Origin of the sequence: Flavobacterium sp. 40-81 (assembly GCF_001898245.1) — a bacterium.
In the GTDB taxonomy this organism is placed as follows: Bacteria; Bacteroidota; Bacteroidia; order Flavobacteriales; family Flavobacteriaceae; genus Flavobacterium; species Flavobacterium inviolabile.
The window spans coordinates 103,948-125,717 of the sequence record NZ_MKTM01000012.1 but is presented as its reverse complement, the minus strand read 5'-3'; the positions used below and the strand labels follow the sequence as shown (position 1 = coordinate 125,717).

Genomic DNA, 21,770 nt, shown 5'->3' with positions numbered 1-21,770 from the left:
ATTACTATTTATATGAGTTATTTAGACAATATACTATTTGCCATCATTCTTATATTAGGAATTGGTTATTTTGCTAAAAATGTAAAAAAACTGATTCGTAATATCAAATTAGGACAGGATGTAGACCGATATGATAATCCTAAAGAGCGATGGAGAAACATGGCAATGATTGCTTTAGGACAATCAAAAATGGTTAAAAGACCTATTGCCGGTGCGCTGCATATAGTAGTTTATTTAGGCTTTATTATCATTAATATTGAAGTGCTGGAAATTCTGATTGACGGATTATTCGGAACACACCGGGTTTTCTCCTTTCTGGGTGTTTTCTATAACATCCTGATCGGCTCTTTTGAAGTACTGGCATTATTGGTAATCGTTGCCATTGTCACGTTCTGGATCAGAAGAAATATTGTTAAGCTAAAGCGATTCATTAGCAACGACTTAAAAGGCTGGCCAAAAAGCGATGCAAACAACATCCTGTATTTTGAAACCGTTTTAATGGTTTTATTCCTGGTTTTAAATGCGGCCGATCTGCATTTACAAACATTGGGAGTGGGGCATTACAGTCAGGCGGGAGCTTTCCCGGTATCGCAGTTTATTGCGCCAATATTCAACGGAATGTCAGAAGGAGCAGTAGTGGTAATCGAAAGAGCGGCCTGGTGGTTGCACATCGTGGGGATCCTGATCTTCCTGAACTACCTGTACTTTTCAAAACACTTGCACATCCTGTTGGCTTTCCCAAATACCTATTTTGCGAACTTAAAACCACAGGGGCAATTTGACAACCTGGAATCGGTTACCAAAGAAGTAAAATTAATGATGGACCCAAATGCCGATCCTTTTGCTGCACCGCCGGCAGACGAAACGGCAGTGCATTCTAAATTCGGGGCAAGTGATGTTCAGGATTTAAACTGGGTACAGCTAATGAACGCTTATACCTGTACGGAATGCGGACGTTGTACGTCTTCTTGTCCGGCAAATCAGACAGGTAAAAAACTATCACCAAGAAAGATCATGATGGATACGCGTGATCGTCTGGAAGAAGTTGGAAAAAATATTGATGCCAATAAAGGTGTTTTTATACCGGATGGCAGATCATTATTGAATGATTACATCACTACAGAAGAATTATGGGCTTGTACGTCCTGTAATGCCTGTGTGGAAGAATGCCCGGTAAATATCAGTCCGCTTTCCATTATTATGGATATGAGAAGATATCTGGTGATGGAGCAAAGTGCGGCACCAACAGAGCTGAACAGTATGATGACCAACATCGAAAACAACGGAGCGCCTTGGCAGTACAACCAAATGGACCGTTTGAACTGGAAAGACGAAAATTAATTTAAAAACAACATTGCAAGTTTTGCAACTATTATAAAAGATATGTCAGCAAATTTAGTAGTTCCTACAATGGCCGAAATGATGGCCCAGGGCAAACAGCCGGAAGTGCTCTTCTGGGTTGGGTGTTCAGGAAGTTTTGACGATAGAGCTAAAAAAATTACAAAAGCATTTGTAAAGATATTAAACCAGGCGAATGTTCCTTTTGCTGTTTTAGGTACGGAAGAAAGCTGTACCGGCGATCCTGCAAAAAGAGCCGGAAACGAATTCCTGTTCCAGATGCAGGCAATGATGAATATCGAAGTCATGAATGCCTATGAAGTAAAGAAAGTCGTGACGGCTTGTCCGCATTGCTTCAATACGATTAAAAACGAATATCCGGGACTTGGAGGAACGTATGAAGTGGTTCACCACACGCAGTTTTTAAAATCCCTTCTGGACGACGGGCGTTTAACTATTGAAGGAGGACAATTCAAAGGAAAAAGAATTACGTTCCACGATCCGTGCTATTTAGGACGTGCCAATAATGTTTATGAAGCACCCCGTGAATTAATCCGGAAACTGGATGCCGAACTGGTAGAGATGAAACGTTCCCGTGCAAACGGACTATGTTGCGGAGCCGGTGGCGCACAGATGTTTAAAGAACCTGAAAAAGGAAACAAAGATATTAATGTGGAGCGTACGGAAGATGCTCTTGAAACCCAGCCTGAAATTATAGCAGCAGGTTGCCCGTTTTGTAATACAATGATGACGGATGGTGTGAAGTTCAAAGAAAAAGAACACGAGATCAAAGTTATGGACGTGGCAGAATTAATTGCTAATGCTAAAGACTTATAATTATGTATGTACCTTTTGATACCTTGCCGGAAGAATCCAAAATCTGGATTTATCAGGCAAACCGAAAATTCTCAGAAGAAGAAATTGCCGAAATAGAAGCTTCTCTTGAGGGTTTTATCAGCAATTGGGCTGCACACGGAACCGGACTGGAAGCTTCCTTTGTAACCAGATATAACCGTTTCATTATACTGGCCGTTAATCAGGAAAAACAATCCGCTACAGGATGCTCCATTGATGCTTCGGTTCAGTTCATCCAGGATTTAGAGAAAAAGTACAGCGTTGATCTTTTAGACAAGATGAATGTTACTTTTAAACTGGGCGAGCATATTGCTCACAAACCGTTGATCGAGTTTAAGAAAATGGCAAAAGAAAAAGCGGTTTCCGAAAACACTATTGTTTTTAATAATCTGGTTAATACCATTGGGGAATGGCAGGATTTTTGGGAAGTTCCTGCTAGCGAAAGCTGGCACAGCCGCTTCTTTTAAAACAAAAAATAAAATACTAATATTAAAAATCATCATGCGGCAATTTGTGCATGATGATTTTATTTATTTAAAAAATACGTTAATGAGATATTCGGTTTTTCTAATATTATTTTGCAGTCAGTTGCTCTTTGCTCAAAGCCCTAAACCTGTTTCAGACTTTTCTGAAGAGCGTGAGAAAACCTGGGTGGATAGTATCTACAATCAATTGACTTTTGAAGAAAAACTGGGACAACTTTTCATGGTAGCGGCTTATTCCAATAAAGATGCAGCACATGTGAAATCGGTTGAAAAACTCGTTACAGACTACAAAGTAGGCGGACTGATCTTTTTTCAGGGTGGCCCGGTGCGTCAGGCAAGACTGACGAACTTTTACCAATCCAAATCCAAAGTACCGCTGTTCATGGGTATTGATGCCGAATGGGGATTGAGCATGCGTCTGGACTCTACCTATCGTTATCCGTGGAATATGACCTTGGGTGCTATTCAGGATATAAAACTGATAGAAAAAATGGGACAGCAAATGGCGATACAGGCAAAACGTATGGGGCTGCATTTTAATTTTGCACCGGTGCTGGATATCAATACAAATCCCCGTAACCCTATTATCGGTAACCGTTCATTCGGGGAAAACAAAGAAAATGTAACCAAACGGGCATTGGCGCTGATGAAAGGTATTCAAAGCGAAAATGTATATGCCACCGGAAAACACTTTCCCGGACACGGCGCTACCGAAAACGACTCCCATTACACCCTGCCGCTCGTAAACTTTACAAAAGAACGACTGGAAGATGTTGAATTTTACCCGTATAAAAAACTATTCAGGGAAGGACTTTCCAGCGTTATGGTCGCCCACTTAAATGTGCCGAGCCTGGAACCGCGTCCGAATTATCCGAGTTCTATTTCGTATGAAGTGGTAACAAACGTACTGAAGAAAGAACTGGGCTTCGACGGATTGATTTTTACCGATGCGCTGAACATGAAAGGCGCCAGCAATTTCAAACAGCCGGGCGATATTGATCTGGAAGCTTTTTTAGCCGGAAATGACGTTTTGTTATTTGCAGAAAACGTTCCGGTTGCCATCGAAAAATTTTGCCAGGCATACAACGACTCGATTTTATCGGATGACCGTATTGAATATTCGGTAAAAAAGATCCTGAAATACAAATACAGAATCGGGCTGAACAAATACAAACCGATTGATTTAAATAACCTGGTTAGCGATTTGAACGCGCCGGAGTTTGACGATTTAAACTACCAGCTGTATGAAAATGCCATTACAGTTTTAAAAAATGCCGATAATGAACTGCCGATTGGCGCGCTGGAAAATGAAAACATCGCCTATATAAAACTGGGTGATGATAAGAACGAAACATTCCTGAATACGTTGCGAACCTATGCGCCGGTCACGGAAATAGCATTGGATTCCGTTCCGTTAATGCTGGATAAATTAAAAAACTACAACAAAATAATTGTCGGATTCCACAAAGCGGACGGTGCCTGGAAGAAACATGATTTCACGCCAAAGGAACTATCCCTGTTAAACCTGTTTGCCGGCAGTAATAATGTGATCCTGACCGTTTTTGCAAAACCGTATACATTGCTGTCCATTGAAAGCTTTGATGTTTTTAAAGGGGTAGTGCTGGCGTATCAGAATAATGATATTGCGCAGACGGTAGCGGCAGAAGTGATCTTTGGCGGAATCGGAGCCAAAGGAAAACTTCCGGTTTCGATTAACAATGCATTTAAGGTTAACGACGGACTGAAAACCAGCAAAATTAACCGTCTTGGATTTACAACACCGCAAAATGTGGGAATGAATCCGTACATCCTGGCTAAGATCGACAAGCTCGCTCAAAAAGCAATCGACGGAAAAATGACACCCGGATTACAGATAGTAGTAGCCAGAAAAGGAAAAATTTTCTATCAGAAATCGTTTGGATACCGCGACTATAAAAACACCGATAAGGTAACGAATCAGGATGTCTATGATCTGGCTTCATTAACGAAAATATTGTCGACATTGCCTAACGTTATGCAGTTGTACGATAAGAAAAAACTGGAAATGGATGCTAAACTGGGAACAATGCTGCCGGTTTTTGCCGATACCGATAAAAAGAACATTACTTTAAAAGACATGCTGACGCACCAGGCTCGTTTTCAGGCATGGATTCCTTTTTATCAGAGTACGCTGGACAGCACCAAACGCCCTTCCAAAAAATATTACCGTTTGACGTATTCCCCGGAATTTCCGCTTCAGGTTGATGAAAATCTGTATTTGAGAAAAGACTATTCGGACACGATCATCAAACGAATTGCGATGAGCAAATTATTGCCGAAGAAAGAATACAAATACAGTGACTTTTCGTTTATCCTGCTTAAAGATTATTTGGAGAAAACCACCCATAAAACATTGGATGTGCTAAGTGATGCCGCTTTCTACAAACCGTTGGGAGCAAGTACTATGACCTATAACCCGTTGCGAAAAATGGATATGGATATTATTCCGCCAACAGAGATTGACAAATACTACCGTTACACCAAAGTTCAGGGCTATGTTCACGATATGGGTGCGGCAATGCAGGATGGTGTAGCCGGACATGCCGGATTGTTTGCCAATGCGGTTGATGTGGCCAAAATGATGCAGATGTACCTGCAAAAAGGAAACTACGGAAACCATCAGTATTTCTCTGAAAAAACCTTTGACGATTTTAATAACTGTGCTTTTTGCAAAGAAGGAAATAGAAGAGGAATAGGATTTGACAAACCGCAATTAGGAAAAGAAGGACCAACCTGTGGCTGTGTGTCGATGACCAGTTTCGGGCATACCGGATTTACCGGAACCATGGCATGGGCCGATCCGGATAAGGAAATTGTATATGTTTTCCTTTCAAACAGAACATTCCCGGAAAGTACGGTAAACAAACTTTCCAAAGAGAATATAAGAGAAGATATTCAGAAAGTGATTTATGAAGCGATAACCGATTAAGCAATCCGGTTTCCGTTCTAAAAACAAGTTTTATGCAATCTAAAGCAACAACAGCAGACGCGTATTTTGATGCCTTACCGGACGACCGGAAAGCAGCAATGAATACATTGCGAAAAATTACCAAAGAAAATCTTCCGGAAGGTTTTGAGGAAACCATGAGCTATGGTATGGTAACCTATGTGGTTCCACATAGTATCTATCCGAACGGTTATCATTGTGATCCCAAACAGGCTTTGCCGTTTTTGAGTATTGCTTCCCAGAAGAACTTTATTGCGGTGTACCACATGGGGATGTATATGGATAAAAACCTGCTGGATTGGTTTGTGGCCGAATATCCCAAACATGTTAAAACAAAACTGGATATGGGGAAAAGTTGTATCCGTTTTAAAAAGATGGAGGCGATTCCGTATGATTTACTGGCGGAACTTTTTACAAAAATGACAGTTGCCGAATGGATTTCAGGCTATGAGAAAGTCTTAAAACGATAACCTTTTTATTTCGTTAATTTTATCTAAAAATCGGTTTTACCTTACTTTTTTACTGTACTTTAGTTTCACTTTTAAAATTAAAAAATGAAAATTGCTATAGTATGTTATCCAACCTTTGGAGGTAGTGGAGTAGTGGCTACAGAGCTGGGCCTGGAACTGGCGCGGAGAGGACACGAAATACACTTTATAACTTACAGTCAGCCGGTTCGTCTGGCCTTATTAAATCACAATATACACTATCACGAAGTACACGTTCCGGAATATCCTTTATTTCATTACCAGCCTTATGAATTAGCGTTGTCGAGCAAGCTGGTGGATATGGTAAAACTGCACAAAATTGAATTGCTGCACGTTCATTATGCCATTCCTCATGCCTATGCCGGCTATATGGCTAAAAAAATGCTGGAAGATGAAGGAATCCGTATCCCGATGGTAACCACCTTACACGGAACGGATATTACTTTAGTGGGAAATCACCCTTTTTATAAGCCTGCTGTAAGTTTTAGTATCAATAAATCGGATGTGGTGACTTCGGTTTCCCAAAGCCTGAAAGACGAAACCTACCGGTTGTTTGATATTGAAAAAGAAATTCAGGTAATTCCCAACTTCATTGAAATTGACAAAAACAGGATAGATGTAAATTCTCCCTGCCATCGTTCTTTAATGGCAACTAAAGAAGAGAAAATCATTACCCATATCAGTAACTTCCGAAAAGTAAAACGCATTCCGGATGTGGTGAAAATCTTTAATGAAATTCAGAAACAGATTCCCTCCAAACTAATGATGGTTGGAGAAGGACCGGAAAAAGAAGTAGCCGAAAAACTATGTGAAGACCTGAACATTACCGATAAGGTTATTTTCTTCGGAAACAGTAATGAGATCGATAAGATATTGTGCTATTCCGATTTGTTCTTACTGCCGTCGGAAACGGAAAGTTTCGGATTAGCTGCTCTGGAAGCCATGGCTTGCGGCGTACCGGTTATTTCAAGTAATTCGGGAGGATTGCCGGAAGTGAACAAGCAGGGATTCTCCGGTTACCTGAGTGATGTGGGTGATGTTATGCAGATGTCTGAAAATGCTGTAAAAATATTGTCGGATGACGAAACCTTACTGCAGTTTAAGAAAAATGCCCTCGAAGTTTCCAAAGAATTTGATATCATGAATGTTTTACCGCTGTATGAGAATTTATACCTCAAGGCCGTAAAAGATTTTTCATAAAAAAAGTCCCGAATACTATTCGGGACTTTTTTATTTAGAAACGGTAACGAATACCTAATGCGATATCCGGACCAAAATTGTCTCCTCTGTAATCATCATTAAAATAAAGTTCAGGACGGAAGTCTAATGATAGCTGTAACGGAATATCGAATACATACTCAATTCCGATATCACCGGCTGCAAAAACGAAAGTACCGCTGTCTTTTACATCAACATGGTAATCGTTTTCATAACTCCAACTGCCCACTCCGGCACCAACACCAGCATACCAGTTAAAGCCACCATCAATGTTCCAAACCCATTGATATAAACCTGATAGTTTGAAAGCATCGGTGTGCTTGCTGTTTCTCCAGCCTAAATCCACTTCAAGACGATTGTTTTTTGAAAGACCTCTCTGATAAGATACTTCTCCACCAAAACCATCATTGTCTCCTAAACGCAGACCTAATGCATTTTTAGAAATTTCCTGAGCTTGTGCGCCAAATGCTAATCCGATTAGCATAAAGGCAGAGAAAAATAGTTTCTTCATAAATAAATAATTTAACAAATAATACCACTCTGCGGTTAGTTTTTAATAAAACCATTTGTAATTCTTTAACAAACGATTTTATGAAGTTACAGAGTGATTTTTCTTTTTAATTAATATGATAAACGTCTAAATATTCCTGTTGCGTTTGATTCGCCGAACTCGGTATTGGTAAAGAGATTCCCGGGGGAAGACCTGCTGCTAACTGATAACTTAAATTGGTATTCGTATGCACCACACCAATGTCTTTTGAAAAATACTGCGTAGAAATAAGAACGTCCTGCGACGGTAGTACTACAAAAGTTATGCCAAAAACTACAGTCGAAACTTTTAAATTAACAATTGTGTTAACAGCTTTTACATTGGTATACGGATCTCCGTTGGGAGAAATATAGTTGGAAAAGGAATTGCCTGCCTTTGAAGTAACCTTATATTCTATCGTTAAGGGGTATTCCTGAACGGTTTGCTGCATCACGCCGGTAACCGTACTCAAGAGCTGATTGGGAGCAGCATTTTCTTTAAATATGATAAAATCACTCAGGTTTATATTAATGGGCAGCTGTGCGGCCGGAGTGATCCCTATGGTTCCCGATGCCAGTAACTGGTCACCGGATTTCCGGACACCGTTTTTGTTTAAGGAATTGGAATAAAATCCGGTTGGAAAATCTTTTGCTTTAAACTTTTTATAAGCAGTGCTGGCAATAAGGGTATCGTTAGAAATGTATAAGGAATCTTTTACAGTATTCCCGCTTGCATCGTTGATTTCGTAGGTCCAGTAATTACTGCTTCGCAAGGGAAAATAATCGGAAGCCGACGGGTTATCTGTAGTGCCTTCTCCTTCAGAGGAAGAGGAACATGAAGCCAGAAATGCAACAGCAATCAGGGGCAGGTATCGTAATTTCATTTTAGTAAAATGTTTTAGCTAATTTACTAAAATTTGTTAAATAATTAACTTTTCATCAGTATTTTTAGAGAAAGGATTTCCTGGCTTAATTTTGTTTCCAGCTCGAAATAATCCTCTTCATCATCAGCAAAAGCCTCTTTGGTGTGCTGATACAGTTTCCATCGTTTCTTGTTGTATTCCAAAGCGGTTAAATTTTCAACCCAGTCACCGGAATTCAAATAAAGCGTTTTCCCTTTTTTATTTTCTTTGGCTTCGATCTTGGGTTCGTGTATGTGTCCGCAAATCACATAATCGTAATTCTTTTCAATGGCAAGATCGGTAGCGGTGGTTTCAAAATCCGAAATAAACTTCACGGCTTTTTTTACGCTGGCTTTTATCTTTTTGGATAACGAATACGGCTCTTTGCCCATTTTTATCAGGCACCAGTTGATAAAACGGTTCAGCAGGATTAAATAATCATAGCCAATCCCGCCCAGCTTGGCTATCCATTTGGCATGATGAACGGAATTGTCGAAAATATCACCGTGAAAGATCCACGCTTTTTTATCATGCAGCGGTAAGACCAGTTTGTCTACTATGGAAAAATTCCCCATAGTGGTATCGCTGAACTTCCGCAGCATTTCATCATGGTTTCCGGTAATATAATAAACTTTGGTTCCTTTGGAAGAAAAATCAAGTAACCTTTTGACAACCTTTAAATGGGATTTGGGAAAATAAGATTTTCTAAATTGCCAGATGTCAATAATATCGCCGTTTAAGATTAGTATTTTTGGCTTGATACTATTCAGATATTCCAATAATTCTTTGGCATGACAACCATAAGTGCCTAAGTGCACATCGGAAATCACTACAATATCAACAATTCTCTTTTTCAATGAATTGAATTTTAAGTTTAACAAATAAACAGGTTTGTTGTTATTAAATATTTAGTGAAACATTAAATAATTATTAGTTTTTTGAGAAAAGTTTATTATTGATAAGCTAACGGAATACCTTATTTTTGTATAAAAATTATACTCATGGCAGGAAATACATTTGGAACACTATACAGGATCACAACTTTTGGAGAATCACATGGAGACGCATTAGGAGGCATTATCGATGGCTGTCCTGCCGGAATAGCTTTGGATTTTGATGCGATTCAACAGGAAATGCAAAGAAGAAAACCCGGTCAGTCGGCTATTGTTACCCAACGAAAAGAAGAAGATGAAGTACAGTTTTTATCCGGAATATTTGAAGGAAAAACAACAGGCACTTCCATCGGGTTTATAGTGCCGAATACCAACCAGAAATCAGACGATTATTCACATATTAAAGATACTTACCGTCCAAGCCATGCCGATTATGTGTATGAGCAGAAATACGGAATAAGAGATTACCGCGGCGGCGGAAGGAGCTCGGCAAGAGAAACCGTGAGCAGAGTAGTGGCTGGAGCTGTTGCAAAACAGGCAATGCCGGAAATTAAGATTAATGCTTTTGTTTCTTCTGTTGGTGATATCTTTATCGACAAACCCTACCAGGCTTTGGATTTTTCCTTAACGGAGTCAAATGCGGTGCGTTGTCCGGATCTGGCAACGGCTCAGAAAATGGAAGACTATATTAAAGAAATCCGCAAAGACGGGGATACCGTTGGCGGTACGATAACCTGTGTGATCCAGAATGTGCCGATTGGCCTGGGAGAACCGGTTTTCGACAAGCTTCATGCCGAATTGGGTAAAGCCATGCTTTCCATTAATGCCGTTAAAGGATTTGAATACGGAAGCGGTTTCTGCGGGGCTAAAATGAGAGGAAGCGAACACAATGACCTGTACAATGCTGACGGGACAACAAAGAGCAATCTTTCCGGCGGAATCCAGGGAGGTATCAGCAATGGAATGGATATCTATTTCAGGGTCGCTTTTAAACCGGTAGCCACCATTATGCAAAAACAGGAAGTTCTTGATAATAAAGGCAATCTGATCGAACAGCAGGGGAAAGGACGTCATGATCCGTGTGTGGTGCCGCGTGCAGTACCTATCGTTGAAGCAATGGCAGCCATTGTTTTATTGGATTTTTACCTTAGAAAATAAGAAAATTAGTAAAAAAAATAGCTTTTATCCAAAACCTTAAGTTAATCTTAAGGTTTTTTTATAGGTATTAACGTTGCTGTAGGGATTTTCCGAATTAACATATTTGTAGTTTTTTACTTAAATTTTAGTCGTTAAATTTACTTTTATTAATCTAAAAATATATTTAATGAAAAGAACATTACTTTTTGCAGGTCTGCTATTTGGAACGCTATTTAGTGCGAATGCACAAACTACTATTTTTCAGGAAAATTTTGAAAACAATGCCACTTTAGCGGGATGGACACTTCATAATGTAGACGGATTAACGCCAAACGGAACCTATGCGGGAGTATTTGGAACAAATGCCTGGGCTGTTGTTTCCTGGACTTCAGAAGCGGGAAATAAAGTAGCCTCTACAACATCATGGTTTAATCCTGCCGGACAGGCAGACAGATGGTTAGTGTCGCCGCAAATTGCAGTGCCGGCTAATAATGTAGTTGAATTAAAATTCAATGCGAAATCCGGAGATACCGATCCTGCTTTCAGAGATGGTTATACCGTATATGTTTCTACCACCGGAACCAGTATTGCAAATTTCGGGACTACCGTTTATAATATCTCAGCAGAGGTGAATACCTGGCAAAATAAAACGATAGATCTATCCCAATTTGCCGGACAGAATATCTACATTGCCTGGAGAAATAATAATAGTGACAAGAATTTGCTGAGCATCGATAATGTTGCGATTACCGCTACAGCAACGGCTTCAACTGCCGATTTCTTAGCGTCTAAACTATCCGTTTTCCCTAACCCGGCTAATGATGTGGTAACGATTACGAACAATGCGAATCTTTTAATCAATGCTGTTCAGGTTAACGACATCAATGGCAGAACTGTAAAAACTGTTAAACTGGATGCGGTATCTGAAGCTCAGGTAAATGTTTCGGAATTAAACGCAGGTGTTTATTTTATGAATATCACAACTAACGAAGGTGTTAGCACTAAAAAGATCGTTAAAAAATAATTTAATTTTTTTTCTGAATGTAAGAACGGGATTAGAAATTTTCTAATCCCGTTCTTTTTTCTTTTTATCGGTATTCATCATAAAGAATACAATCCCTATAAGACAAAATACAACCAGTGAAAAGATACCGATCATAATAAAGGCACCGTTCGACCAGGAATACAAGGGCATTGCCAGTTTTTCCATAAAGTATAAGATTTAAGTTTCAATCAAATATATACTTTAAAAAAAGATAAAATAATGATAATTATCAGTTTTACAGGAATTTAGCCTTTAGCTCCGGTGTGGGCATCATACAGCTTTCTTTTTTGCCGTACCATTTGTAGCGGTTTCGGGCAACATAATCGTAAACGGCATTGGCAATGGCTTTCGGAACCAGTGAAAACACGCCCATAAGAGCATATACGCCACCTATTGTTTTAGCAATACTAATAGCTGCATCTGCCTTGTAATGATAGGCAATTCCCGGTTCGTATAAAATAATACTGTCGGTTTTGGCAGTATCAATACCGATATACCGGATTACCTGCTGTCCCAGCTCCGACTGTAGCGGAAGAAAGCGGAAAACATCATTCTTGTCATGCCTGATGATAAACTGCACAGAACTGTCACACAGGTTGCAGTAACCGTCAAAAAGCACAATTTTTTTATCTTTAGGTAAACCTTCCATTCGTTATTTTTTTCTTTCCACAAGCTCTAAACTGTCCAGATCCACTTTGGAAGTGAAAATCCCGTAGTTAACCGTTGCTTTATTCTTTTCAATAGCATCAATACTGCCCACGGCTTTACCGTCAAGCATACGCACGCGGTCGCCCACTTTTAAAGGAATCTTAGGTTTATTGCTTTCCTCTTTGATGGCTTTTATCTTCTTTTCTTTTTTCTCTTTACGGATTTCTTCAACCTTGACTTTTACTTCTTCGATGATCTCTTTCTGAACGATTTCCTTCGCTTTTTTCTCTTTAACGGTAACTTTTTTACGCTTGGAATTTTCAATTTCCACCATTTTCAAAAACTCACCGATAAGCTCTTTTTTGTTCTTGTTGTTAAAGTACTTTTCCGAAATATCGTCCATCTTCTGACCCATATAGATCAAACGCTGGTTAGCATCATATAATTCCTGGTAGCTTTCCAGTTTTTGCTGGATCTTGGTGTTAATGCCTTCCATTTTCTTGCTTTCCTCACGGGCTTTGCTTTCTTCTTCCTTCAAATTCTGAGAGGTTTTTTCAAGCTTGGAACGCTCTTTCTGTAAGTTGGCTATGGTTTTGTCAAAACGCACTTTATCGCCTTCAACTTTCTTCTTGGCACGATTGATCAATCCGTATGGAATACCGTTTTTCTGGGCTACTTCAAACGTAAAGGAACTTCCTGCCTGACCCAGATGCAGTTTGTACATCGGCTCTAAGGATTTCTCGTCAAAAAGCATGTTGGCATTTGTGGCAAACGGCAATTCGTTCGCCAGGATTTTTAAATTCGTATAATGTGTGGTAATGATTCCGAACGCTTCCCGGTGATAAAACTCTTCCAGAAACGTTTCGGCCAAAGCACCACCCAGTTCCGGATCGGAACCCGTTCCGAATTCGTCAATCAGGAATAAGGTCTTGGAATTACATTTTTTAAGGAAGTAATTCATATTCTTCAAACGGTAGCTGTACGTACTCAAATGATTTTCAATCGACTGATTATCGCCGATATCGGTTAATATCCTGTCAAATAAGAACGTTTCACTGCGCTCGTGTACCGGAATTAAAATCCCGCTTTGCAGCATTAACTGCAGCAAACCGATGGTTTTTAAGGTAATACTCTTTCCGCCGGCATTAGGGCCGGAAATCACGATGATCCGGTTCTCATCATTCAGCTCAATGGTCTGCGGATAGGTAGGCGCATTTTTCTGCTTGTTGTTCAGGTATAAAATAGGATGGTAGGCCTCGCGGAAAAACAATCTTTTTTCATTGGTGATTGTAGGCAGGATACCGTTGATTCTATAGGCATATTTGGCTTTTCCGGCAACAATGTCAATATCGCTCAGAAATTCCTGGTACTGTTTTAAAAGCTCCAGATACGGACGGATAGTGTTCGTCAGCTGTTTTAAAATACGCGTTATTTCCTCACGCTCTTCATATTCCAGGTTGCTTAATTCACGGGAATAGCGCAAAGTCGCTTCCGGCTCGATATAGGTAATGCTTCCGGTTTTGGAATTGCCCAGTATCGTTCCTTTTACTTTACGGCGGTACATGGCCAAAACAGCAAGAACACGGCGGTTATCGACAATCGTTTCGCGGATGTCGTCCAGGTATCCCAGGCTGTTATAACTCGAAAGTGCCGTTCCGAAACTCTGGTTGATTTTTCCGCGTACCAGGTTCATGTTACGGCGGATTTCCACCAGCGCCGGGGAGGCATTATCCTTAATTTCCCCGTATTTGTCAACAACCTCATCAATTTTCTGAACGATGAATTTTGTCAGCTCCACTTCCGAAGCCTTTTCGTTTAACTTGGGATAATAATCCTCAAATTTTCTGAAAAACAAAAGCAGCGTATTAACGGTTTCCGACAAAGCACTTATTTTTCTAAAGCTGCTCAGCTCCAGAAAACTGTCCTCAATGGCCAGAAACTTAAGCTCATTGGTAATGGTATCGAAATAATGATTCGGTATGGCGTTGTTATTGGTAAACGAAGAAACGTACTCGGATGTCTGCAATAACGCATCCATCAGGGTTTCCTGATCTTTATAGGGTGTAATTTCAAGAGCTTTATTTTTCCCGATTTCGGTATTGCAAATATCCGAAATGGTATTCAGTATCGTTCTGAATTCTAAATCTTGAAGGGTTTTATCGGTAATTGAAATCATTTTAAAAAGTTGAATTGCAAATTTACAAAGAAGCCCAATCGCTAAGGCTAAATGTCTGCTAAAAATACTATTTTTGATAAAAAATAAAAAAATGCAAGTAAATATACATCCTTCCTGGGGAAATGTACTCGCTTCTGAGTTTGATAAGCCATATTTCGAAAAATTAATCGCCTTCGTAAAGAACGAATATTTGCAATTTAAATGTTATCCGAAAGGAAGCCATATTTTTTCAGCTTTCGACCATTGCCCTTTCGATAATGTAAAAGTCGTTATCATTGGTCAGGATCCGTATCACGGACCCAATCAGGCAAACGGACTTTGCTTTTCGGTGAACGATGGTATTCCTTTCCCGCCGTCGCTGCAAAACATTTTCAAGGAAATTGAAAGTGATCTGGGCATCGGCACTCCGAAAACCGGAAACCTGGAACGCTGGGCAGACCAGGGTGTACTGCTTTTAAACGCAACTTTAACCGTAAAAGAAAGCCTGGCAGGCAGCCATCAGAATCAGGGATGGGAAGAATTTACCGATGCCGTGATTCAGAAAATCTCCGATGAAAAAGAAGACGTTGTTTTCTTACTTTGGGGCGGATTTGCCAAGAAAAAAGGTGCCAAAATAAACCGGAACCGTCACTTTGTGCTGGAAACCGGACATCCTTCGCCATTGAGTGCAAACAGGGGATTATGGTTTGGAAACCGTCATTTTTCGAAAGCCAACGCCTTTCTGAAAGGAAAAGGAAAACCGGAAATTAACTGGTAATTAATTAAAGGTAAGCTCACCCAGAATTTCTTCCGACATAAACGGACCACCCGGATATTTGGCTGTATAATCAAGATTCAGCCAGATCTGACCGCGTTCGTCTATGTGGTAATTAATGTCTTTGCCTTTACTTTCCTCTTTAAAAAGAACCTCTTTGATCAGGTAAATCACGTTTTCAAGATCGGCTTTGGTACCAATGAGCATTTCCGGATACAAATGGCCTCCGGTATGGATTACTCTTGGCGTACCGCCAATGGCGCGTATCAATGCCGACATCAGGATGGCGTGGTCATCACAATCGCCGGAAAAGTGCTGCAGCGATTCACTGGCCGAAGCGATGTATTCCCGGCCTTTCGGATCGTTAACATAATTCCATCGTTTTTTAACCTCGGCAAAAACGGCAAAGCACTGAATGATCTGGCGGTATTCCCGGAATCCTTTTACATCCTGAAAATGCAGGGTAGTGGCTTTTAAGGCAAAATTGCGGACTTTAGGATTGGTATAATCTACAGCATCTATAATCTTGGATTTGTTGGGAAACGGCAGTAATTTAGAGATAATGATATCCTGCGGATTGGCATCTTCCGACATGGTGTAGATCATGGCACGATAATCTTCAAAAACGGAATTAAAACCGTAACCGCCAAATAAAGTCCCCCAGATCAAAGCCAGCAGGTACAGGAAAATACAGATAATGATGACCGTTTTGAGCAGGCGGAGTGCCAGCTGAACCAGTACCAGTATCACCACAAACAGCAATACTCTGTCGATATGTAAAAACCATTCCGGATCAATTAAATTCTGATGGGCAATAATAAAAATCGGAATGGTTATTAAGATATTCAGTAAAAAAATGACAATATTATCCCATGGCTTTGGCAAAGAAAGCTTTTCTTTTACTTTTTTTAAATTTGTTGCCGTGGGTGAAGTCATTTTAGCGTCAATAAAACTGTAAAATTATTTTACAACCATTTCATAACCAATTTTCGTACTGATAATGCCCAGATCGAATAATTGAGACTGTACTTTTTCGAACGTTTTTTTATCGAATTGTTTTTGTGACCATTGTGTCAGTTTCAGCCATTCCTGTATGTCTTCCGTTTTTTGATTAAAGCGGCTTGCCAGTGTCCGGTCAATACTCGGAATTTCTTTAAACTCACGGGTAGTTGTATTGATAATTTCCAGAATCTGGTCGATTACATGTTTGTCTTTTTCCAGAACTTCATTGCGCACGGCAATAACAAAGCAGGGCCATGGCGTCGGGCAATCGGCGATTCTTCGGAAAGTACCGTTATCGACAAGTGGCTTTGTCATAAAACGTTCCCACATAAAATAATCTGCAGTACCGTTTGTCAGGGCTTCTACCGCACCGTCAATGGTATTGACAATTTCAAAGGAAAGGGCATCGGTATTCCAGCCTTCGTTTTTAGCGTTTACGATAGCCATTAAATGCGAGCCCGAACCCATACGGCTGATGGCTGCTTTTTTTTGTTCTAAATCGGATAAGTGGTTGTAAGGAGCATTTGCGGCAACGTGAATACCCCAGATCAAAGGCGACTGCACATAGGTTTGCACGATACTGCTCGGATTGCCTCCTCCGGCTATATCTTTTACAATTCCTTCCGTTAATAGTATCGCTATATCTGTTTGATTATCACGAAGCATCTGGCATAGCTTTCCGGTTCCTTCCGGAACATCAACCCATTGTAAGTCAATATCTACTTCGTTAAATTCGCCGTTTTCAATGCACAAATGCCAGGGTAAATTAAAATGCTCCGGCACTCCAGCAATTCGAATTGTTTTCATGTGAAAAAATTAATTGCTAAGATAGTAAGAGAAAATAGATTTTTAAGACAAGAAGGGGGTAAAAATAAACATTCCCCGTATAATAAATAAGATTTACTACCGGGGAAAGTTTTTCGCAAATAAACAAAGAAAACAACACAAATGTTATTGTTTTTAATAGGTTACGAGACAGTTTTGCTTCATGGAGCCTGTTTCGGTATATCTGGTGTGAAAAAGAAATGATTCTTCCAGCAGGTGCGGGGTGTGGCCGCCTCTAAGGCAGGCTCTTTCAAAATAATCCTGCAGCTGGTCACGGTATTCCGGGTGTGCGCAGTTTTGAATGATTACCCGGGCTCTTTCTCTTGGAGCCAGGCCTCTCAAATCGGCTAATCCCTGTTCGGTTACCAGAATGTCCACGTCGTGTTCCGTATGGTCCACATGCGAAACCATTGGCAGTACATGGGAAATGGCATTGAATTCTTTAGATGAGGACTGGGTTACAAAAATGCTCAGGTAGGCATTTCGGGCAAAATCGCCGGAACCGCCAATACCGTTCATCATTTTTGTTCCCGATATATGGGTGGAGTTTACATTACCGTAAATATCAAATTCAATAGCCGTATTAATCGCGATGATGCCCAGGCGGCGGATCACTTCGGCGGCATTGCTGATGTTTTGAGGACGTAAGATAATCTTGTCTTTGTAGTTGTCAAAATGCTTCAGTATGTGCTTGTAGCAGTCTTCGGAAACGGTAATGGACGATGCCGAGGCAAAGGTCATTTTGCCGGTATCGATCAATTCGAAAGTACTGTCCTGAAGCACTTCGGAATACATAACCAGATTTTCAAAGTTTCCTTTGGCAAGTCCCGACATTACGGCGTTGGCTACTTTTCCGATTCCTGCCTGTAGCGGCATTAACGAATTGGTTAAACGTCCGCTTTGAATTTCTTTTTCAAAAAAGGCCAGCAAATGATTGGCTATAGCGGTGGTTTTTACATCGGGAGCGGCGGTTTGTGCCGGGCTGTCCGGAATTTCCGTAAAAACGATTCCGACTACTTTTTCCGGGTTGATCGCAATCACATCAGAACCGATTCGTTCGTCGGAAGTAGTGATGTGGATCGGATTGCGGTGCGGATAGGCATCGGGAATAAAAATATCGTGTATTCCTTTAAATTCAAAAGGGATGGAGGTATTGATCTCAATAATGATCTGATCGGCTAAATGCGCAAAAGTGGCCGAGTTGCCAACGGAAGTAGTGGGGATGATGTTTCCGTTTTCGTCAATATAAGCTGCTTCAATAATAGCGAAATCCAGCTTCGGAAGGTGTTTGTTTTCCAGTAATTCAGCGGTTTCGCTAAGATGCTGGTCAATAAAAAGAATGTCGCCGCTGTTGATTTTCCCCCGCATTACCGGATCTACCTGGAAAGGCATTCTTTTATAAAGGACATTGCTTCGGGCCAAATCGGCATCGGTAGTGTGTCCTAAAGAAGCGCCGGTAATCAGGGTAATGCCGATGTTTTCATGTTCTGCCCGAAGGGCAAAGGCAGGAAGTACCGCTTTGCTGTCGCCGGCTTTGGTGAATCCGCTGGAGCCAATAACCATTTTGTCTTTGAAAAAACCGGCGGCCTGATGTGCGGATATCACTTTGTCTTTGTAATTTTGAAATCGAATTCTATCTGAGTTCATAAATTGATATTTTGATAAAAAATAAAACCAAAAAATAAAGTTTTAATAACAAAAGCTTTTTATTAATTTTAATATTATTGGTTTAGATTACAATTTTAGAGAAATAATATAGCAGCTTATTATTGTTATAAGCCAAAAACATATTCATTTCAGACACTATGGAGCAAAACAATCAGGTCATTGAAAAATACTATACCAAAGATGTCGATACCGATAAGAGCAGTATTTACTGCCATCATGATTTGATGGGCGAATTGCTCATTCCAACGCACCGGCACGAAAAAGCACAGCTGTTGTATACGGAAGGCGGGATTGTATATGTGACCACCGAAACCAAAACCTATTTTCTTCCGGCACGCCATTTTATGTGGATTCCGAACAATATCAGGCACAGTATTCATCCCAGTTCGGAAAATGTAATGATGCGGAACCTGTATTTTCCGATAGATAAGAATGAACATTCCTTTTATAATAATGAAGGAATTTACCCGGTAAATGATTTGCTATTGCAAATGATGCTTTTTACAAACCGGTGGAATGGTAATCTGAAAAAAGGCAGCCGGAATTTTGTGATAGCAAAAGCCATTAAAGCGATCTTGCCGGAAATATGTGAAACCAATCTGCCGCTGGCATTACCTTCGGCAAAAGATAAAAGGCTGATTAAAATTGTATCCTATCTGGATGAAAATTTAGATGAAACCATCTTTTTTTCGGATCTGGCAGCAAAATTCGGATTCAGTGAGCGTTCCTTATACCGCCTGTTTCAAAAAGACCTCGGCATGTCGTTTATCCAGTTTTTTACAATCCGAAGAATGCTAAAAGCAATTGAGCTGCTTTTGGAAAAAAGATTACCGGTAAACGAAGTGGCGCAGGCGGTTGGTTACAACAGTATCCCGACTTTCAGCAATACTTTTTATAAACTGTTAGGGCAGCGTCCGTCCGATTATCTAAACGGTGTTGAAATTCTAAAAAAAAGCCAGCAAAGTTAATTGCCGGCTTTTTTATTGGTGTATTCAAACCAGATGCATTCATCCCCGTCATCCGAGAAAAATTCGGTATGCGACGGTTCCAGCTTTTGAAGAATAGCCCGCGATCCGGTATTGCCAATCATGGCATAAGCATAAATTTTATCCAGCTGCATGGTGTTGAATCCGTAGTTCAGACACGCTGTTGCCGATTCCAGACCATAGCCTTTTCGCCAATGTTCTTTAATAATACGATAACCCAGATCGTAGAATTGAACATGCTGATTGAGAGGCTCGGTAATCAGTTTTAAACCTGTCCAGCCAATAAACTCATTGGTGTCTTTTAAAACCATTGCCCAGCGGCCAATGCCATTCGTCTGATATTGGGTTCGGATATACGCAATGGCATTTTGGGCTTCTTCCAGTGTTTTTATGGGTTTTTTGCCTAAAAATTCATGCACGTCAGGATCGGAATCCAAACGGAAAATACCGGCAGCATCCTCAGGAACTAACTCCCGGATGTACAATCTTTCGGTTTCAATTATTGGCTTCATTTTTTATTGCTTTAAGATGGTGTTCCAGATGTACAACATAATCGGTCATTAAAAAACGGAGATCCCGCTGCTGATTATCCGGTAATAATAGCGGATAAGCCAGGGTGTCTTCTGTCTGATTGAGCATCACAAAGGCAATCTGCCTGTTTAGCTGTACCCAAAGCAGCAGTAAATCGGGACTGTCTTTTTCCTGATAGCGATTTGCTTTTACCAGTTCATCCGGATTGTATGGCCTTACGGAATACGGTTTCTCCAGGTACTGGATTTCTGTAAAACGCTGTAGGTTATTAATAGCCGAATCAATCAAATGGCCTAAAATTTCTTTTTTAGACCATTTGGTACCGGAAATTTTACGATCGAAATCAGCAAGCTGTTTACGGTGAAATAAATCCTCAATCTCCTGAATATTCTTTTGCAGCTTCGCGGCAACGGTGTTCATTTATTCTGCCAGTTTGTTCAGGGTGTATAGGATGAGCTCATCCACCGCTTTATACGGATCTTCACTAAAAGTTCCGTTGGCTCTGTTGGCAATAATGGCATTTAGCGATAAGGCTTCGTGACCCAGTAAGCGGGCCAAGCCGTAAATTGCTCCGGTTTCCATTTCAAGATTGGTCATTCGGGTGCCGTTATAGTTAAAGCTGTCCATTTTGGCATTCAGCTGTTCGTCCTGAATCGGTAAGCGCAGTACACGTCCCTGCGGGCCGTAAAAACCACCTGCCGTTCCGGTAAAACCTTTGTGGATCTGGCTGCTTTCTACTTTTTTTGATAGCGCAGCACTTCCTTTTACAACATAAGGTCTTCCTTTTCTCAGATCCCAGTCGGTATGTTTGATAAAAGCCTCTTCAATTTCTTTTTCGGAAATAGTATCTATAATATAGGAGCGAAGCATATTGTCCAGTCCTAAACCGTATTCCGACATTACAAAACTGTCTACCGGAATATCAGCCTGTAAGGAACCGGAAGTCCCGATGCGGATAATATTAAGGGAAGTCAGCTGTTTTTTAATCGTACGGGTTTCCAGGTCAATATTAACCAGGGCATCCAGTTCGTTCATAACAATATCGATATTGTCGGGACCGATTCCTGTAGACATTACTGTTAATCGTTTGCCTTTGTAGGTACCGGTTTCGGTTTTGAATTCTCTTTTTTGAGTCGAAAATTCAACGGTATCAAAATGTTTGGTGATTTTAGAGACCCGGTTCTGGTCTCCCACAAATATAATATCTGTAGCGATGTTTTCCGGTTTAAGGTTTAAGTGGTAAACACTACCGTCCGGATTCAGGATTAATTCTGATGATTCAATTGTTGTCATTCGTTTTAATTT

The 21,770-nt window shown here is 40.4% G+C and carries 22 protein-coding genes; 10 read left to right on the top strand and 12 right to left on the bottom strand.

From position 1 onward, the window contains the following. Positions 1 to 12 precede the first annotated feature (12 nt). The 6 genes from BGO42_RS04275 to bshA all read left to right on the top strand — a co-directional run bounded on the left by BGO42_RS04275 (position 13) and on the right by bshA (position 7,352). Complete coding sequence (locus BGO42_RS04275; RefSeq protein ID WP_177734823.1) at positions 13 to 1,341, top strand: 4Fe-4S dicluster domain-containing protein; 1,329 nt, start codon at positions 13 to 15, stop codon at positions 1,339 to 1,341. Between the two features lie 42 nt (positions 1,342 to 1,383). Further along, complete coding sequence (locus tag BGO42_RS04270; RefSeq protein ID WP_177734821.1) at positions 1,384 to 2,175, top strand: (Fe-S)-binding protein; 792 nt, start codon at positions 1,384 to 1,386, stop codon at positions 2,173 to 2,175. A 2-nt stretch (positions 2,176 to 2,177) separates the two neighbouring features. Next, complete coding sequence (locus tag BGO42_RS04265; protein ID WP_177734819.1) at positions 2,178 to 2,660, top strand: ABC transporter ATPase; 483 nt, start codon at positions 2,178 to 2,180, stop codon at positions 2,658 to 2,660. Positions 2,661 to 2,742: 82 nt separating this feature from the next. Next, on the top strand, positions 2,743 to 5,646 hold the full coding sequence (locus BGO42_RS04260) for a serine hydrolase domain-containing protein (protein WP_273246359.1): 2,904 nt from the start codon (positions 2,743 to 2,745) through the stop codon (positions 5,644 to 5,646). Positions 5,647 to 5,678: 32 nt separating this feature from the next. Further along, positions 5,679 to 6,134: a DUF1801 domain-containing protein gene (locus tag BGO42_RS04255; protein WP_273246358.1), complete on the top strand. Its 456-nt coding sequence runs from the start codon at positions 5,679 to 5,681 to the stop codon at positions 6,132 to 6,134. Between the two features lie 84 nt (positions 6,135 to 6,218). Then, complete coding sequence (gene bshA / locus BGO42_RS04250) at positions 6,219 to 7,352, top strand: N-acetyl-alpha-D-glucosaminyl L-malate synthase BshA (RefSeq protein WP_177734813.1); 1,134 nt, start codon at positions 6,219 to 6,221, stop codon at positions 7,350 to 7,352. A 34-nt stretch (positions 7,353 to 7,386) separates the two neighbouring features. Here the strand turns inward: bshA and BGO42_RS04245 are convergent, their stop codons facing one another. From BGO42_RS04245 to BGO42_RS04235, 3 genes are all read right to left on the bottom strand, one after another. Next, entirely contained in the window at positions 7,387 to 7,881 is a 495-nt protein-coding gene (locus BGO42_RS04245; protein WP_177734811.1) for a hypothetical protein, read from the bottom strand. A gap of 106 nt (positions 7,882 to 7,987) precedes the next feature. Beyond that, a complete protein-coding gene (locus BGO42_RS04240; protein WP_273246357.1) occupies positions 7,988 to 8,782 on the bottom strand; it encodes a hypothetical protein in 795 nt (264 codons plus the stop codon). Positions 8,783 to 8,826: 44 nt separating this feature from the next. Further along, entirely contained in the window at positions 8,827 to 9,657 is an 831-nt protein-coding gene (locus BGO42_RS04235; RefSeq protein WP_177734807.1) for a UDP-2,3-diacylglucosamine diphosphatase, read from the bottom strand. Between the two features lie 144 nt (positions 9,658 to 9,801). Here BGO42_RS04235 and aroC point away from each other — a divergent pair, with 144 nt between their 5' ends. Next, positions 9,802 to 10,851, top strand: a complete 1,050-nt coding sequence (aroC, locus tag BGO42_RS04230; protein WP_273246356.1) for a chorismate synthase — start codon at positions 9,802 to 9,804, stop codon at positions 10,849 to 10,851. Positions 10,852 to 11,017: 166 nt separating this feature from the next. Further along, a complete protein-coding gene (locus tag BGO42_RS04225; RefSeq protein ID WP_273246355.1) occupies positions 11,018 to 11,854 on the top strand; it encodes a T9SS-dependent choice-of-anchor J family protein in 837 nt (278 codons plus the stop codon). Between the two features lie 42 nt (positions 11,855 to 11,896). On the opposite strand, the gene BGO42_RS04220 is transcribed toward BGO42_RS04225, so the two are convergent. From BGO42_RS04220 to BGO42_RS04210, 3 genes are all read right to left on the bottom strand, one after another. Then, entirely contained in the window at positions 11,897 to 12,040 is a 144-nt protein-coding gene (locus BGO42_RS04220) for a hypothetical protein (RefSeq protein WP_177734800.1), read from the bottom strand. Positions 12,041 to 12,110: 70 nt separating this feature from the next. Then, positions 12,111 to 12,524: a thiol-disulfide oxidoreductase DCC family protein gene (locus BGO42_RS04215; RefSeq protein ID WP_177734798.1), complete on the bottom strand. Its 414-nt coding sequence runs from the start codon at positions 12,522 to 12,524 to the stop codon at positions 12,111 to 12,113. Positions 12,525 to 12,527: 3 nt separating this feature from the next. After that, positions 12,528 to 14,699 (bottom strand): endonuclease MutS2, encoded by a 2,172-nt coding sequence (locus BGO42_RS04210; RefSeq protein ID WP_273246354.1) that lies wholly within the window; start codon positions 14,697 to 14,699, stop codon positions 12,528 to 12,530. 91 nt (positions 14,700 to 14,790) lie between these two features. Here BGO42_RS04210 and BGO42_RS04205 point away from each other — a divergent pair, with 91 nt between their 5' ends. Then, positions 14,791 to 15,456 carry a uracil-DNA glycosylase gene (locus BGO42_RS04205; protein ID WP_177734795.1) on the top strand — a complete coding sequence of 222 codons (666 nt, stop codon included), beginning with the start codon at positions 14,791 to 14,793 and terminating at the stop codon, positions 15,454 to 15,456. Here the strand turns inward: BGO42_RS04205 and BGO42_RS04200 are convergent, their stop codons facing one another. The 3 genes from BGO42_RS04200 to scpC all read right to left on the bottom strand — a co-directional run bounded on the left by BGO42_RS04200 (position 15,457) and on the right by scpC (position 18,927). Next, positions 15,457 to 16,389 carry a transglutaminase-like domain-containing protein gene (locus tag BGO42_RS04200; protein WP_177734794.1) on the bottom strand — a complete coding sequence of 311 codons (933 nt, stop codon included), beginning with the start codon at positions 16,387 to 16,389 and terminating at the stop codon, positions 15,457 to 15,459. 24 nt (positions 16,390 to 16,413) lie between these two features. Continuing rightward, on the bottom strand, positions 16,414 to 17,262 hold the full coding sequence (locus tag BGO42_RS04195) for a substrate-binding domain-containing protein (protein ID WP_273246353.1): 849 nt from the start codon (positions 17,260 to 17,262) through the stop codon (positions 16,414 to 16,416). Between the two features lie 153 nt (positions 17,263 to 17,415). Further along, a complete protein-coding gene (gene scpC, locus BGO42_RS04190) occupies positions 17,416 to 18,927 on the bottom strand; it encodes a succinyl-CoA:acetate CoA-transferase ScpC (protein ID WP_273246352.1) in 1,512 nt (503 codons plus the stop codon). A gap of 158 nt (positions 18,928 to 19,085) precedes the next feature. On the opposite strand from scpC, the gene BGO42_RS04185 reads away from it, so the two are divergent. After that, positions 19,086 to 19,916, top strand: a complete 831-nt coding sequence (locus BGO42_RS04185; RefSeq protein WP_273246351.1) for a helix-turn-helix domain-containing protein — start codon at positions 19,086 to 19,088, stop codon at positions 19,914 to 19,916. Here the strand turns inward: BGO42_RS04185 and BGO42_RS04180 are convergent. From BGO42_RS04180 to BGO42_RS04170, 3 genes are read right to left on the bottom strand one after another with little or no spacing between them, the layout of a single operon-like run. Further along, positions 19,913 to 20,446, bottom strand: a complete 534-nt coding sequence (locus BGO42_RS04180) for a GNAT family N-acetyltransferase (RefSeq protein ID WP_273246350.1) — start codon at positions 20,444 to 20,446, stop codon at positions 19,913 to 19,915. The two genes, BGO42_RS04185 and BGO42_RS04180, sit on opposite strands and share 4 nt — an antisense overlap. Then, complete coding sequence (locus BGO42_RS04175; protein WP_273246349.1) at positions 20,430 to 20,885, bottom strand: DinB family protein; 456 nt, start codon at positions 20,883 to 20,885, stop codon at positions 20,430 to 20,432. Before BGO42_RS04175 ends, BGO42_RS04180 begins: the two co-directional genes overlap by 17 nt. Beyond that, a complete protein-coding gene (locus BGO42_RS04170) occupies positions 20,886 to 21,758 on the bottom strand; it encodes a nucleoside phosphorylase (protein WP_177734788.1) in 873 nt (290 codons plus the stop codon). It abuts the gene before it with no gap. Between the last annotated feature and the right edge of the window lie 12 nt (positions 21,759 to 21,770).